The sequence below is a fragment of the Mycobacterium sp. HM-7 genome, assembly GCF_053852335.1.
The window spans coordinates 1,104,595-1,118,900 of the sequence record NZ_CM132657.1; the positions used below are offsets into that span (position 1 = coordinate 1,104,595).

Annotated in this window: 13 protein-coding genes; 8 read left to right on the plus strand and 5 right to left on the minus strand. The window is 67.0% G+C overall.

The features are described 5' to 3' along the window. Positions 1-64: 64 nt before the first annotated feature. Positions 65-1,792, plus strand: coding sequence for a DUF3556 domain-containing protein (locus tag ACWW1C_RS05390; RefSeq protein WP_455982487.1), 1,728 nt, complete (start codon positions 65-67; stop codon positions 1,790-1,792). Here ACWW1C_RS05390 and ACWW1C_RS05395 read toward each other — a convergent pair. After that, on the minus strand, positions 1,782-2,579 hold the full coding sequence (locus ACWW1C_RS05395; protein WP_455982488.1) for a FadR/GntR family transcriptional regulator: 798 nt from the start codon (positions 2,577-2,579) through the stop codon (positions 1,782-1,784). The genes ACWW1C_RS05390 and ACWW1C_RS05395 overlap by 11 nt on opposite strands. Before the next feature lie 205 nt (positions 2,580-2,784). Between ACWW1C_RS05395 and ACWW1C_RS05400 the strand changes: the two genes are divergently transcribed. The 3 genes from ACWW1C_RS05400 to ACWW1C_RS05410 are packed head-to-tail and all read left to right on the plus strand — an operon-like array spanning position 2,785 to position 5,883. Further along, the gene (locus ACWW1C_RS05400; RefSeq protein ID WP_455982489.1) at positions 2,785-3,930 is read left to right on the plus strand and encodes a thiolase family protein; all 1,146 of its coding nucleotides are present in this window, start codon (positions 2,785-2,787) and stop codon (positions 3,928-3,930) included. Beyond that, entirely contained in the window at positions 3,927-4,727 is an 801-nt protein-coding gene (locus tag ACWW1C_RS05405; RefSeq protein ID WP_455982490.1) for a crotonase/enoyl-CoA hydratase family protein, read from the plus strand. The genes ACWW1C_RS05400 and ACWW1C_RS05405 overlap by 4 nt, the downstream gene beginning before the upstream one ends. A gap of 13 nt (positions 4,728-4,740) precedes the next feature. Beyond that, positions 4,741-5,883, plus strand: a complete 1,143-nt coding sequence (locus tag ACWW1C_RS05410; protein WP_455982491.1) for an acyl-CoA dehydrogenase family protein — start codon at positions 4,741-4,743, stop codon at positions 5,881-5,883. A 73-nt stretch (positions 5,884-5,956) separates the two neighbouring features. On the opposite strand, the gene ACWW1C_RS05415 is transcribed toward ACWW1C_RS05410, so the two are convergent. Next, the gene (locus tag ACWW1C_RS05415; protein WP_455982492.1) at positions 5,957-6,709 is read right to left on the minus strand and encodes a fasciclin domain-containing protein; all 753 of its coding nucleotides are present in this window, start codon (positions 6,707-6,709) and stop codon (positions 5,957-5,959) included. 133 nt (positions 6,710-6,842) lie between these two features. Next, the gene (locus ACWW1C_RS05420) at positions 6,843-8,063 is read right to left on the minus strand and encodes an MFS transporter (protein ID WP_455984155.1); all 1,221 of its coding nucleotides are present in this window, start codon (positions 8,061-8,063) and stop codon (positions 6,843-6,845) included. 110 nt (positions 8,064-8,173) lie between these two features. Between ACWW1C_RS05420 and ACWW1C_RS05425 the strand changes: the two genes are divergently transcribed. Both ACWW1C_RS05425 and ACWW1C_RS05430 read left to right on the plus strand, forming a co-directional pair. Next, positions 8,174-8,689, plus strand: a complete 516-nt coding sequence (locus ACWW1C_RS05425; protein ID WP_020099267.1) for a gamma carbonic anhydrase family protein — start codon at positions 8,174-8,176, stop codon at positions 8,687-8,689. A 122-nt stretch (positions 8,690-8,811) separates the two neighbouring features. Beyond that, complete coding sequence (locus ACWW1C_RS05430; protein ID WP_455984156.1) at positions 8,812-10,008, plus strand: integrase core domain-containing protein; 1,197 nt, start codon at positions 8,812-8,814, stop codon at positions 10,006-10,008. Between the two features lie 82 nt (positions 10,009-10,090). Here the strand turns inward: ACWW1C_RS05430 and tet(V) are convergent, their stop codons facing one another. Together tet(V) and ACWW1C_RS05440 are read right to left on the minus strand one after the other, a co-directional pair. Further along, on the minus strand, positions 10,091-11,374 hold the full coding sequence (tet(V), locus tag ACWW1C_RS05435) for a tetracycline efflux MFS transporter Tet(V) (protein WP_455982493.1): 1,284 nt from the start codon (positions 11,372-11,374) through the stop codon (positions 10,091-10,093). A gap of 131 nt (positions 11,375-11,505) precedes the next feature. Continuing rightward, positions 11,506-12,297: an enoyl-CoA hydratase gene (locus ACWW1C_RS05440; protein WP_455982494.1), complete on the minus strand. Its 792-nt coding sequence runs from the start codon at positions 12,295-12,297 to the stop codon at positions 11,506-11,508. 121 nt (positions 12,298-12,418) lie between these two features. Between ACWW1C_RS05440 and ACWW1C_RS05445 the strand changes: the two genes are divergently transcribed. Both ACWW1C_RS05445 and ACWW1C_RS05450 read left to right on the plus strand, forming a co-directional pair. Continuing rightward, positions 12,419-13,513, plus strand: a complete 1,095-nt coding sequence (locus ACWW1C_RS05445) for a CaiB/BaiF CoA transferase family protein (protein WP_455982495.1) — start codon at positions 12,419-12,421, stop codon at positions 13,511-13,513. Between the two features lie 39 nt (positions 13,514-13,552). Beyond that, positions 13,553-14,305 carry a 3-hydroxyacyl-CoA dehydrogenase gene (locus ACWW1C_RS05450; RefSeq protein ID WP_455982496.1) on the plus strand — a complete coding sequence of 251 codons (753 nt, stop codon included), beginning with the start codon at positions 13,553-13,555 and terminating at the stop codon, positions 14,303-14,305. Position 14,306: the final 1 nt, after the last annotated feature.

Sequence of the window (14,306 nt, forward strand, 5' to 3'; positions counted from 1 at the left end):
GGAATGCAGAGTCAACTGTGGGATCCGATTCCGTCAGACTAGAACACGTTCTAGTCTGACGGGCATGGGGTTTTTGAAACAGGACACTCCCGTCATCGACTTCGACGAGTGGAGCAAGGGCACCCGCGCGCAGAGGATCATTCCGATGGCCCGGCACTGGGCCGAGGTGGGCTTCGGCACCCCGGTGGCGCTGCACCTGTTCTACGTCGTCAAGATCGGCCTGTACATCCTCGGTGGCTGGCTGATCGCGTTGTCCACCAACGGGATCGACGGCTTCACGAACGTCGCGGCGTGGTGGACCGAGCCGATCGTCTTCGAGAAGGTCGTGCTGTACACGATGCTGTTCGAGGTGGTCGGCCTCGGCTGCGGGTTCGGCCCGCTGAACAACCGCTTCTTCCCGCCGCTGGGCTCGATCCTGTATTGGCTGCGGCCGAAGACCATTCGTCTGCCACCGTGGCCCGGGCGTATCCCGCTGACCAAGGGGGACGCCCGCGGGCCGGTCGATGTGCTGCTCTACGGCGCACTGCTGGTGCTGCTCGTCGTGGCGTTGTGCTCGGACGGCACCGGCCCGGTCGTGCCCGGCGCGCAGGTCGGGGTGCTCCCGATGTGGCAGATCTGGGCGATTCTGAGTGTCCTCGCGCTGGCCGGCCTGCGGGACAAGGTGATCTTCCTGGCCGCCCGCGGCGAGGTGTACGGCTCGTTCACCGTCGCGTTCCTGTTCGCGGGTTACGGCGTCGACCTGATCATCGCCGCCAAGCTCGTGTGCATGGTGATCTGGCTGGGCGCCGCGACCTCCAAACTCAACCACCACTTCCCGTTCGTCATCTCCACGATGATGAGCAACAACCCGGTCCTGCGGCCGAAGTTCATCAAGCGCGCATTCTTTGAGCACTTCCCCGATGACCTGCGTCCCGGCCGCCCGTCCCGCTTCATGGCGCACTTCAGCACCGTCATCGAGGGTGCCGTGCCGGTGGTGCTGTTCTTCAGCGGCGGCGGCTGGCCGACCTACATCGCCGCGTTCGTCATGCTGTGCTTCCACTTCGGCATCCTGTCGGCGATCCCGATGGGGGTGCCGCTGGAGTGGAACGTCTTCATGATGTTCTGCGTCGTGACCCTGTTCGTCGGGCACGCCGACATCGGCCTCACGGACCTGACCTCGCCGTGGCCCGTCGTCCTGTTCGCGGTCGTCGCGGGCACCGTCGTCATCGGAAACCTGTTCCCGCGCAAGGTGTCTTTCCTGCCCGGCATGCGGTACTACGCCGGCAACTGGGACACGTCGCTGTGGTGCATCAAGCCGTCCGCATCGGAGAAGATCGAGAAGAACATCGTCGCGATCGCCAGCATGCCCGCCGCGCAGCTCGAAAAGTTCTACGGCAGCAAGGAAGCCGCTCAGATCCCGATGTACATGGGCTACGCGTTCCGTGCCTTCAACACGCACGGGCGCGCGCTGTTCACGCTCGCCCACCGCGCGATGGCCGGGTACAACGAGGACGACTACACCCTGACGGACGGCGAACGCATCGTCTCGACCGCCATCGGCTGGAACTTCGGCGACGGGCACATGTCCAACGAACAGCTCGTCGCGGCCCTGCAGGAGCGGTGCCGGTTCGAGCCGGGCGAGGTGCGGATCGTCATGCTCGACGCCCAGCCCATCCACCGGCAGACGCAGCAGTACCGCCTGGTCGACGCCGCCACCGGCGAATTCGAGAGCGGCTACGTCAAGGTTCGCGACATGGTGACCCGCCAGCCGTGGGCCGACGACGTGCCGGTCTACGACGTCACTAGCGCATGACGTCGCGGACTTTGACGTCCTCCATGCCGGCGAACAGCAGGCTGTTCGCGATGTCGAGGTGCTTGCGCCAATGCGCCTCGGCGGCGGCGCCGTTGCCGGACCGCATGAGCGTCATGAGCCGCTTGTGCGAGCGCATCATGATGTCGTAGTCGGCTTTGGACATCGGGCGGTTCTCGCGCATCGCGAACGCGGTGTGCCGCACGGTGATCTCCTGCAGCATGCCGGTGATGACGGTCAGCGTCGCGTTGCCGGACAGCTCGACCATGCGCCGGTAGAAATCGGCTGTCGTCTCGGCCATGCGGCCGGACTCGTACCCCGACGGGACGTACTCGGCCAGCATGGTGTCGAGCTCGTCGAACGCTTCCTTGCTGCCGGACTCGGCCAGCAGCCGCACCGCGATCGGTGCGATGGCCGACCATGCGGTCATCACGTCGGCGATCGTCGCGCCGGACAGTTCCAGCAGCAGACCGGCCGGGCGGGCGACGATCTCCGGTCCGGGCACGCGGACGCGGGCCCCGGTGCGCGAGCCGCGCCGCACCTCCACCAGGCGCTCGGATTCCAGGACCCGGACGGCTTCGCGCAGGGTCGGGCGGCTGACCCCGAAGTGCGCCATCAGCTCGGCCTCGTTGGGCAGGAAGTCGCCCTCCTTGAGCTGGCCGTCGACGACCATGCGGCGCAGAGTGCCGGCCACCAGTTCCGCGGTTTTGGGGGAGCGGATGGGGCCGCTGGCCGAGGATGGCACAGTACGTGGGTCGATCATCGGCGACAACGGCGGAGTCTGCGCCATCTGGGCCCTCCTTGAACCGAATCGCTGGCCTCGTGTTAGGCAACTCAGTAAACCATGTACGGCGCTGCACGCTGCGCATTCCCGAATCGGCGTTGTCTACCAACTAGTAGGTTGACCTAGTAAACCTACTGTTCTATGTTCACTGATAAGGGCGCCTTTACGGGTGTCAATACCGTGTCGATATTCAACGTTGAAGGAGAAGTCCGTGGCTGAAGCAGTCATCGTCGAGGCGGTCCGGTCGCCCATCGGCAAGCGCAACGGCGCCCTGTCGGGTGTGCACCCGGCCGAGCTGTCGGCTCAGGTACTCAACGCGCTAGTGCAGCGCGCCGGCGTCGACCCCGCCCTCGTCGACGACGTGATCTGGGGCTGCGTCATGCAGGCCGGCGAGCAGGCGCTGGATATCGCCCGCACCGCGGTGCTGACCGCCGGCTGGCCCGAGACCGTCCCCGGCGTCACCGTCGACCGCCAGTGCGGCTCGAGCCAGCAGTCGGTGCACTTCGCCGCCGCCGGTGTGGTCGCCGGCCACTACGACGTCGTCGTCGCCGGTGGCGTCGAATCGATGTCGCGCACCCCGATGGGCTCGTCGCTCGCCAACGGTGGACACCCCTACCCGGAGGCCTTCCGCACTCGCTACGACCAGACCCCGAACCAGGGCACCGGCGCCGAGATGATGGCCGAGAAGTGCGGCCTGTCCCGCACGCAGCTCGACGAGTTCTCGCTGCGGTCGCACGAAAAGGCAGCTGCCGCACAGGATGCGGGCGCCTTCAAGGACCAGATCGTGGCCATCAAGGACCAGGACGGCAATATCGTCTCCGAGGACGGCGGCATCCGCCGCGGTGGCACCGTCGAGTCCATGGCCGCCATCAAGCCGGCCTTCAAGGAAGACGGCGTCATCCACGCAGGCAACTCGTCGCAGATTTCCGATGGCTCGGCCGCGCTGCTGATCATGTCCGCCGAGAAGGCAAAAGAGTTGGGGCTCAAGCCCCTTGCTCGCCTGCACACGGGTGTCCTGGCCGGCGCCGACCCGGTGATGATGCTCAGCGCCCCGATCCCCGCCACGCAGAAGGCGCTGGCCAAGTCCGGCCTGAGTGTCGGCGACATCGGCGTGTTCGAGGTCAACGAGGCCTTCGCCCCCGTTCCGATGGCGTGGCTCAAGGACATCGGCGCCGACGAGAGCCGGCTGAACCCGAACGGCGGCGCCATCGCCCTCGGCCACCCGCTCGGTGGTTCCGGTGCGCGCATCATGACCACGCTGCTGCACCACATGCGGGACAACAACATTCAGTACGGTTTCCAGACCATGTGTGAGGGCGGCGGCCAGGCCAACGCGACCATCCTGGAGCTGTTGTGACCTCTGACGCCATCGCTCCGGGTGCTCTTGCCGAACGCAGGGGGAACGTCCTGCTGATCACGATCAACCGGCCCGAGGCCCGCAACGCCGTCAATCAGTCGGTGAGCATCGGGGTCGGCGACGCACTGCAGGCGGCGCAGGACGACCCCGAGATCCGGGCCGTGGTGATCACCGGGTCCGGCGACAAATCGTTCTGTGCCGGTGCGGATCTCAAGGCGCTCTCGCGCGGCGAGAACCTCTTCCACCCCGACCACACGGAGTGGGGCTTCGCCGGCTACGTCAGCCATTTCATCGACAAGCCCACCATCGCGGCGGTCAACGGCACCGCCCTCGGGGGCGGCACGGAGCTGGCGCTGGCCAGCGATCTCGTGATCGCCGAGGACAGCGCGAAATTCGGTCTGCCGGAAGTGAAACGGGGACTGATCGCCGGCGCCGGCGGAGTGTTCCGCATCGTCGATCAGCTCCCGCGCAAAGTGGCGCTGGAGCTGATGTTCACGGGTGATCCCATGACCTCGGCCGACGCGCTGCGCTGGGGCCTGATCAACCAGGTAGTGCCGGACGGCACGGTCGTCGACGCGGCGCTGGCACTGGCGGAACGGATCACCTCCAACGCGCCGCTGGCCGTGCAGGCCAGCAAGCGGGTGGCGTACGGCGCCGACGACGGCGTGGTGACCGCCGAGAAGGACGGCTGGCGGCGCACCAACCGCGAGTTCGTGACGCTGTTGCAGTCCGAGGACGCCAAGGAAGGCCCGTTGGCCTTCGCGCAGAAACGCCAGCCCGTATGGAAAGCCAAGTGACGGAGAAGAAATCGTGAAGCGGACAGTATTCGAAGCGGAGCATGAGGCACTGCGGGAATCGACCCGGCAGTACATCGAGCGTGAGCTCGTCCCCAATGCCGAGAAGTGGGAAGAACAGCGCATGGTCGACCGGTCGGCGTTCGTCGCCGCCGGAAAGTACGGCCTGATCGGGTTCAACATGCCCGAGGAGTTCGGCGGCGGTGGGTCCGACGACTTCCGCTTCAATGCCGTGATCGACGAGGAGCTGGCCCGCTACGGCGGCCCGGCGCCGTCGCTCAGTCTCCAGAACGACGTCGTCGCACCGTATTTCAAGCACCTCGCGAACGACGAGCAGAACGCGCGGTGGATGCCGGGCATCGCCAGCGGTGAACTGATCCTTGCCGTCGCGATGACCGAGCCCGGTGCCGGCAGCGACCTGGCGGGCATCCGCACCTCCGCCGTGCGCGACGGGGACGACTGGATCATCAACGGCTCCAAGACATTCATCTCGTCGGGCATCAACTGCGACCTCGTCGTCGTGGTGTGTCGCACCAATCCCGAAGCGGGTCACAAGGGCTTCACCCTGCTGGTCGTCGAGCGTGGCATGGAAGGCTTCGAGCGCGGCCGCAAGCTGGACAAGATGGGCCTGCACGCGCAGGACACCTCGGAGCTGCACTTCGAGAACGTTCGGGTGCCGCAGGCCAACCTGCTGGGCGAGGAAGGCCGCGGCTTCTACCACCTGATGCAGAACCTGCCGTCCGAACGCCTCGGCATTGCGATCTCGGCGATCGCGGGCGCGCGCGAATGCTGGCGCCAGACACTGCAATACGCCAAGGACCGCAAGGCCTTTGGGCAGTCGATCGGCAATTTCCAGCACAACCGGTTCCTGCTGGCCGAGATGGACACCGAACTCGACGTGTGCGAACGCTACATCGACCGGTGCCTGGAGGGCGTGCTCGACGGGGACCTGTCTGCCGTCGAGGCGGCGAAGGCCAAGTGGTTCTGCACCGAGACCGCCAAGAAGGTCATCGACGGCTGCCTGCAGTTGCACGGTGGCTACGGCTACATGATGGAGTACCGCGTCGCCCGCGACTACTGCGACAGCCGCATCCAGACGATCTTCGGTGGCACCACCGAGATCATGAAGGACATCATCGGCCGCGACCTGGGTCTGTAGTCACCCGAAAAGCCAATCGGCGCCCCTGCACAACGTGGTGCAGGGGCGCCGATTTCGGTTGTCTGGCTGCTGACTACCGCGCGGCAGACGTCGTGGTGGTCGGGGTCGCCGAGGTCGACGCCGGAGCCGACTCGGCGGCGCTCGGCGCTGCGGAGGTCGACGTGGCCGTCGTGGCCGAGGTGGCGGTCTCGCTACCCGCTGCGGTGACCGGAGCCGGGGCCTCCGCCAGGTCCAGCACGGTGTCGATGATGTAGATGCGGGCGTTGCTCGCCTCGATGGCGCCACACACCAGCTTGGCGGTGTCGTTGACCTTGATGTCGCCGCCGTCGCCGGTCACCTTGATCTGGGTGCCCTGCTGCGTCGGACGCTGGCCCTTCACGGTGTCATTGCCCAGTACGCCCAGGAACACGTGGTAGTAGTCCAGGCTGGTCAGCGCGGCCGGGTCGGCCTTCAGGGACTCGAGCTTGGCCGGGTCCAGCGCCGCGAAGGCTTCGTTGGTGGGCGCGAACACCACGTACGGGCCGTTGTCCAGCACGCTGGTGACGTTCACGGCGGGGTTCAGGCCACCGGACACCGCCGAGTTGAAGGTGCTGATCGCCGGAATGGCGGCCAGCGCCTGGCTCACCGGCTTGTTGGCCAAGGTCTTCAGGTCCGGCATGCCGGCCTTGACCTTGTCGCAGCCGGGGCCCTGCGGGTCCACCGTCTTGTTGGTCGGCGGCGGCAGCGGCGGCGGGTCTGCGTAGGCGGATACCGCCAGGGGCAGCGACGCCGTCAACGCGGCGACGGCCGTGGTTACGCCCAGAAATCTGCTGGTGCGAGTCTTCATGTTTCGGCTCCTCAGCTGTTCATGATGCGCACACAGACCGGTCGGGGATACCCCATCCGAGGCGTGGCGCCCGTCGAATGGTACTGGCTGGCGCCGTGAAACAGCAAAATCAGCTACCGGTGGTCCGGTTTGGTCAGGCGGTTCTGACCTGCACTTTTCGCACGCTGAAGCACAGCGCCGCGGCCACCGCGCACAGGCCTGCGGCCAGTTGAAAGGCCAGGTCATAGTTACCTTGCAGGTCGCGCAGCCAGCCGGCCGCCTCCGCTGCGACCGCCGCGCCGACTTGATGCGCGGCAAACACCCAGCCGAACACCACAGGGGACCGATCGCCGAAGTAGTCGCGGCACAGCGCGATCGTGGGCGGCACCGTGGCAACCCAGTCCAGGCCGTAGAAGACGATGAACACCCAGGTGCCCGGGTCGGCGTGCGGAGAAAGCAGCGAAGGCAGCAGCATCAGGGAGATGCCGCGTCCGACGTAGTAGACGGTGAGCAGGAGCCGCGGATCGACCCGGTCGGTGAGCCAGCCCGAACAGACCGTGCCGGCCACGTCGAGGACGCCGATGGTGGCCAGGAGACCCGCGGCGACCGTCGTCGGCATGCCGTGGTCGCCCGCGGCGGGGATGAAGTGGGTACCGATCAGTCCGTTGGTGGTCATCCCGCAGATCGCGAAGCTGCCGGCCAGGAGCCAGAATACCGGCGCCCGCGCGCCGATGACGAGGCCGTCCAGCGCGGACCGGAAACCGTTCGTCGGTGCGGCGGTCCGGGCCGGCGGATGGTGGCGCATGACGACGAGGACGGGCGCGATGACCGCGAACGCGGCAGCGGCGACGATGAGGCAGGCCCAGCGCCAGCCGTGACGGGTCGCGACCTCGGCGACCAGCGGCAGGAAGATCAGTTGTCCCGTGGCGCTCGCCGCGGTCAGTACTCCGGTCACCAAGCCACGGCGTTCGTCGAACCAGCGGGTGGCGACAATCGCGACGAAGCCCATCGAGATGCAGCCGGTGCCGATGCCGACCAGGACGCCCCAGCACGCCACCAACTGCCAGCCGGTCGTCATCCGGATCGACAGCGCCGAGCCGGCGGTGATCAATCCCAGCGCCACCGTCAGCACCGGCCGGACCCCGAACCGGTCCATCAGTGCGGCCGCGAACGGAGCAGTGACTCCGAAGAGCGTCATGTTGACCGACATCGCCAGGCCCACCGTGGCGTGCGACCAGCCGAACTCGTGGTGCAGAGGCGTCATCAGGACACCGGGCACCGCACGGAAGCCGGCGGCGGCCAGGATGGCCAGGAAACTGACGGCGGCCACCGTCCATGCGGCGCGAGTCGGCGCTGTCGTCGAGGTGAGCGTCACCGCATCACTTTGGCCGGTGGCGGCAGGAGAGGCCAGTGGCGGAACCGACACGAACCGCACAGATTGCGCCACGCTCTGGGTCGGCTGGGCGTGCGACCTACCATGTGGCCATGTCAGGACCGTTGATTCTTCCCATCCAGGGCCACGCGCCGCAGCTGCACGACGAGTCGTGGGTCGCGCCGACCGCTTCGGTGCTCGGCCAGGTGACGCTCGCCGCGCGGGCCAGCATCTGGTACGGCACCACGCTGCGTGCCGAGTTCGAGCCCATCGAGATCGGTGAAGGCTCCAACATCCAGGACGGCTGCACGGTGCACGTCGACCCGGGCTTCCCGGTGAAGGTCGGCGCGGGCGTCAGCGTCGGGCACAACGCGGTCCTGCACGGCTGCACCGTCGAGGACGGTGCCCTGGTCGGCATGGGGGCCATCGTGCTCAACGGCGCGACGATCGGCGCCGGCTCGCTGGTCGCGGCCGGAACCGTTGTGCCGCAGGGGTTTGTGGTGCCGCCGGGCACGATGATCGCCGGTGTGCCGGGCAAGATCCGGCGCGAGCTGACCGAGGACGAGATCAACCACAACCGCATCAACGGCCAGGTTTACGAGCACCTGCTCACGCTGCACCGCGGCTGAGGCGAGGGATTTGTGCACGATTTTCCGCGGCCGGCGCGGTGTCTTGTTTCGGGACATCGCTGACACATGTATGTCTCGGGACATCGCTGACACCTGAGTGAGGTGTGGACCCATCGTGGTTCATGGCCCAGAAGGTGACGGCGATGGATATTCGTGCTGCGACGGCGTTGGCCGGGCAGGTCGAGAATGTGGCGGCGTTCTGCCGGGATCAGCAGATCAGTCGACAGACGTTCTATAAGTGGCGCAAGCGGTTCGGGCAGCTAGGGCTGACCGGACTCGAAGAGCTATCACGACGGCCGGTGTCGTGTCCCGGGCAGACCGCGGCCGCGGTCGAGGAGCTGGTGCTGCGCCGCCGCAAGGAGCTATTGGAAGCCGGCCGCGACCACGGCGCACACTCGATCCACTGGGCGCTACGGCGTGAGGGCCATGTTGGTGTGCCCGCACCGGCCACGATCTGGCGGATCTTGACGCGCCACGGTGCGATCACCCCGCAGCCGCGTAAACGGCCCAAGTCAGCGACCAAACGGTTTGTCTTCGATCGCCCGAACGGTTGCTGGCAATCAGACTGGACCGAATGGGCACTGGCGGACGGCACGGCGGTGGCCATTGCGGGCTGTCTGGATGATCATTCCCGCTACCTGGTCGGGTTGGCCGCCGCAGCCGGGCCGGGCACCGGCGAGTTGGTGTGGTCGGTGATGCTGGCCGGTATCAGCGAGTGCGGGATTCCGTCAATATCGTTGTCGGACAACGGCCTGATGTACACCGGGCGGCGGCTCGGGTTTGAAACGACGTTCGAGGCGAACCTGCGGGCCCTGGGAGTGAAAACGATCAACTCGACCCCCTATCACCCGCAGACGTGCGGCAAGATCGAGCGGTTCTGGCAGACCCTCAAAAAGTGGCTCCACGCGCACCCCACCCCGGACACTGTCGCTGACCTCGACGATCTGCTCGCGGTGTTCCGACACTGCTACAACCACCAACGACCACATCGAGCGCTCGGCGGAGCCACTCCGGCAGAGGTTTTCGCGGCCACCGAACGCGCCCGCCCCGCAGACCGGCCCTTGCCGGCCCCGGTGTTTGTCACCACCGGCACCGTTAACGACACGACCGGTCGGGTGTTCGTGCCGCCCTACGTCATCAACGTCGGCCGGTATTGGGCTGGGCACCAATGCGACTGCATCCGCGACGGCGACCACATCGCCATCTTCAGCGGCACCACCTTGATCCGCGAACTCACCGCCGACCCAACCCGCCGCTATCAGCCCGGCGACAAAACCACGCGAACATACCGCACCCGCGCACCCAAACCCGCACACTGACTGTCAGCGATGTCCCGAGACATAAGTGTCAGCGATGTCCCGAGACACCACACCGCGGCCGGCGCGGAAAATCGTGCACAGATCACAGGGGGTGGGCCAGTTCGTCGGCGCGCATCTTCGCGATGACCCAGGCAAAGGCTGTCAGCACCGCCGGCACCACGCCGGACACCACGAATATCCATTGCATGGGGACGATTTTCGACAGTGGGCCGACGATCGCGTAGGACACCGGCAGGAACACCAGCGAGACGAAGAAGTCGAGACTCGACACCCGGCCCAGCATCTCGGTCGGTACCCGCATCTGCAGCAGAGTTCCCCAGATCACCATGCTGGCGCCCTCGCCGATGCCGACGAGGAACGTCGCGGTCAGCATCACCGGAAATGACCACGTGCTGCCGACCACGACCAGTGGTAGCGCGCCCAGGCCCCAGATCGCCATCATCGCGGTCAGGTAGTGCCGTGGCATCCGGGCTGCGGAAACCGCAAGCGCGCCAACGGCACTGCCGATGCCGAAGCCGGCCATGATGAACCCGTAGGCACGCGGGCCGTCCTCGAAGCGTCGTTCGGCGATGAACGGCACCAGCACCTCGATGGGTCCCAGCACCACCAGCACGTAGACGCTGGCGACGAGCAGTGTCCACAACAACCACGGGGTGCGGGTCATGAACCGGAAACCGTCACGCAGATCGTGCAATACGTGCTTGTGCTCGACCGGTTCCTCGTCGGACCGGACGGTGCTGGGCCGGGTGGCCACCAGCAATACCAGGCCCACGGCGAACAACACCGCGACGGTCGTCGCGCCGACGCTCGGGAACGTCAGGCCGACGAGGACGCCCGCGGCGGCCGGGCCGATCGCCTGCTGGAGGACGGGCCGCACCACGCCCTCAATGCCGTTGGCCGCCAACAGTTGTTCGCTCGGCAGGATGCGGGGGAGCAGTGCACTGTAGGCGGGGAAGAAGAATGCCGCAGCGATGCCCAGGCATGTCGCTGCCACCGCCATGTGCCAAATGCGCAGTGACCCAGTCGAACTGAGGACAGCGACGGCCGTCACCGCGGCCAGGTTGACGGCCTCGACGGTGATGATGATGTTGCGCCGGTTCAGCCGGTCGGCCGCGATGCCACCGACCAACACGAAGCACACCAGGCCGGTACCCAGGCAGGTCGCTACCAGGGACAGCGCGGCCGGGTCGTTGTCCAGCGCGATGACCTGCAGCGCGGCCACGACCGTCCACATGCCCTCGGCGAAGATGGACAGTGAGACGGCCGCGATGAGCAGACGGTATTCGCGGAAACGTAAGGGCGCGAACACCCGCCAGCGGTCAGTGGTCCGCGGTTCGGGCGTGTCGACGTCGAACTGGGAACTCACCAGTCCATGGTCCCGCGCCCGTCAAGCGATTTAGATGGGAAACGTAAGGGCGCCCTGTCGCGAATGTGCAGCCAGATCACCGATTTTGCGGATCCGGCGATCCAGCGGCACGCTCGCGACGTCGCGCGCTTCTATACGTCGGAGTAGGCGGGCAGCCGCCGCTGCTGGAACGACGCGACGCCCTCCCGGAAGTCGGCGGCGTGCAACAGCTGGATCTGCCCGGCGGATTCCCGGGCGAACGCGTTGTTCAACTCGGTCAGGGTGGCGTCGTTGACGGCCTGCTTCGTCTTGCGCAGGGCCACGGCGGGGCCGGACTTGAGGACCGCGAGCACGCGATCCACTTCGGCATCGAGTTCCTCCGCGGCGTGCACCGAGCTGACCAACCCGGCGGCGTATGCGTCGGCGGCGGGCAGCTTCTCGGCCAGTAGTGCCATCCGCATGGCCCGGGCCCGGCCGATCGACGCGGCGACCAGAGCCGAGGCGCCGCCGTCGGGCATCAGGCCGATCTTGGTGAAGGCCAGTAGGAAGGACGACTTCTCGGACGCCAGCACGATGTCGCACCCGAGGGCCAGGGATACCCCGACGCCGGCGGCCACGCCGTGCACCACCGCGACCGCGGGCTTGGGTAGGTTCACCAGAGCCGCAACGGCCCGGTTGGCCGCGTTCAGGACCGCTGCCGCGTCGAACTGCTTTGCGTCCTGATCCTCGGCGCTCAGGCCCGCACCGGAGCAGAAGCCCCGACCGGCGCCGCCGAGGCGGACCACCTTGACCTCGGGGTCGGTCGCCGCCTGGAGTACCGCATCGCCGAGAAGTTCGAGCATTCCCAGCGACAGCGAGTTCAGCGTGTCCGGCCGGTTGAGCGTCACGGACAACACGCCGTCGTCCAGTGAGACGGTCAGATCGTCGGATCCGGTGTAAGTCATTCAGTACCCCAGTTTCACGGGCGGGCCAGATGCCCGCACTAGACAGACTTCGTTATACAAGTAAGCTATGTCGCGGTCAATAGAACTGGGCTCAAACCGATCGACCAAGAGGTGCATTTAGATGGCTGGACCACTGCAGGGACTGCGCGTTGTCGAGTTGGCCGGCATCGGCCCCGGGCCGCACGCGGCGATGATCCTCGGTGACCTGGGCGCCGACGTGGTGCGGGTGGAACGCCCCAGCAAGTCCGGCAAGCCCAGCGGCGACTCGATGCTGCGCAACCGCCGATCCGTCACCGCCGACCTGAAGAGCGACGACGGCCGCGAGCTGGTCCTGAGCCTGATCAAGAAGGCCGACGTCCTCATCGAAGGCTTCCGCCCGGGTGTCACCGAGCGTCTGGGTCTGGGACCCGAGGACTGCGCCAAGGTCAACGAGAAGCTGATCTACGGCCGCATGACCGGCTGGGGCCAGAGCGGTCCGCGCGCGCTGCAGGCCGGCCACGACATCAACTACATCTCGCTCAACGGCCTGTTGCACGCCGTCGGCCGCAAGGGCGAGCGCCCGGTCCCTCCGCTGAACCTGGCCGGTGACTTCGGCGGTGGCTCGATGTTCCTGCTGGTCGGCATCCTGTCCGCGCTGTTCGAGCGGCAGACCTCCGGCAAGGGTCAGGTGGTCGACGCCGCCATGGTCGACGGCTCCAGCGTGCTGATGCAGATGATGTGGAGCTTCCGCAGGCAGGGCATGTGGAGCGACGAGCGCGGCACCAACATGCTCGACACCGGCGCGCCGTACTACGACACCTACGAGACCTCCGACGGCAAGTACATGGCCGTCGGCTCCATCGAGCCACAGTTCTATGCCGAGCTGCTGGCCAAGTTGGAACTCGACCCGGCCGCGCTGCCCGACCAGAACGACGTCGCCCGCTGGGCCGAACTGCGTGACACCTTCACCGCCGCGTTCAAGGCGCAGACCCGGGACCACTGGACCAAGGTGTTCACCGGCTCGGACGCGTGCGTCAGCCCCGTCCTGAGCTTCGCCGAGGTCGAGACCGAACCGCACATCACCGAGCGCGACACCTTCTTCCGGTTCGCGCCCGAAGACGGCGGCAACCTCGAGCCGATGCCGGCGCCGCGGTTCTCCCGCAGCGTGCCGGCCACCCCGACCCCACCGCGCGTGCCCGGTTCTGACACCGAGTCCGTGCTTCGCGACTGGGCCTGAGGCCACCGCAGGTTTCCGTAACAAGAAGGGATTGCATCAATGCAGATCAAAGATTCCGTCGCCGTCGTGACCGGCGGTGCGTCAGGCCTCGGCCTGGCGACCACCAAGCGTCTGCTCGACGCCGGTGGCAGCGTCGTCGTCATCGACCTCAAGGGTGAAGAGGTCGTCGCCGAGCTGGGCCCGCGCGCCAAGTTCGTCGCCACCGACGTCACCGACGAGGCCGGCGTCAGCGCGGCGCTGGACGCGGCCGAGGAGATGGGCCCGCTCCGCATCAACGTCAACTGCGCCGGCATCGGCAACGCCATCAAGACACTGAGCAAGAACGGCGCGTTCCCGCTCGACGGCTTCCGCAAGGTGGTCGAGGTCAACCTGATCGGCACCTTCAACGTCATCCGCCTGTCGGCCGAGCGCATCGCCAAGACCGACGAAATCAACGGCGAGAAGGGTGTCATCATCAACACCGCGTCGGTGGCGGCGTTCGACGGCCAGATCGGGCAGGCCGCCTACTCGGCGTCCAAGGGCGGCGTCGTCGGCATGACCCTGCCGATCGCCCGCGACCTGTCGCGTGAACTGATCCGCGTGTGCACCATCGCCCCGGGGCTGTTCAAGACCCCGCTGCTGGGCTCGCTGCCCGAGGAGGCGCAGAAGTCCCTGGGGCAGCAGGTGCCGCACCCGGCCCGTCTGGGTGACCCCGACGAGTACGGCTTCCTGGCGCAGCACATCATCGAGAACCCGATGCTCAACGGCGAGGTCATCCGTCTGGATGGCGCGATCCGCATGGCCCCGCGGTAAG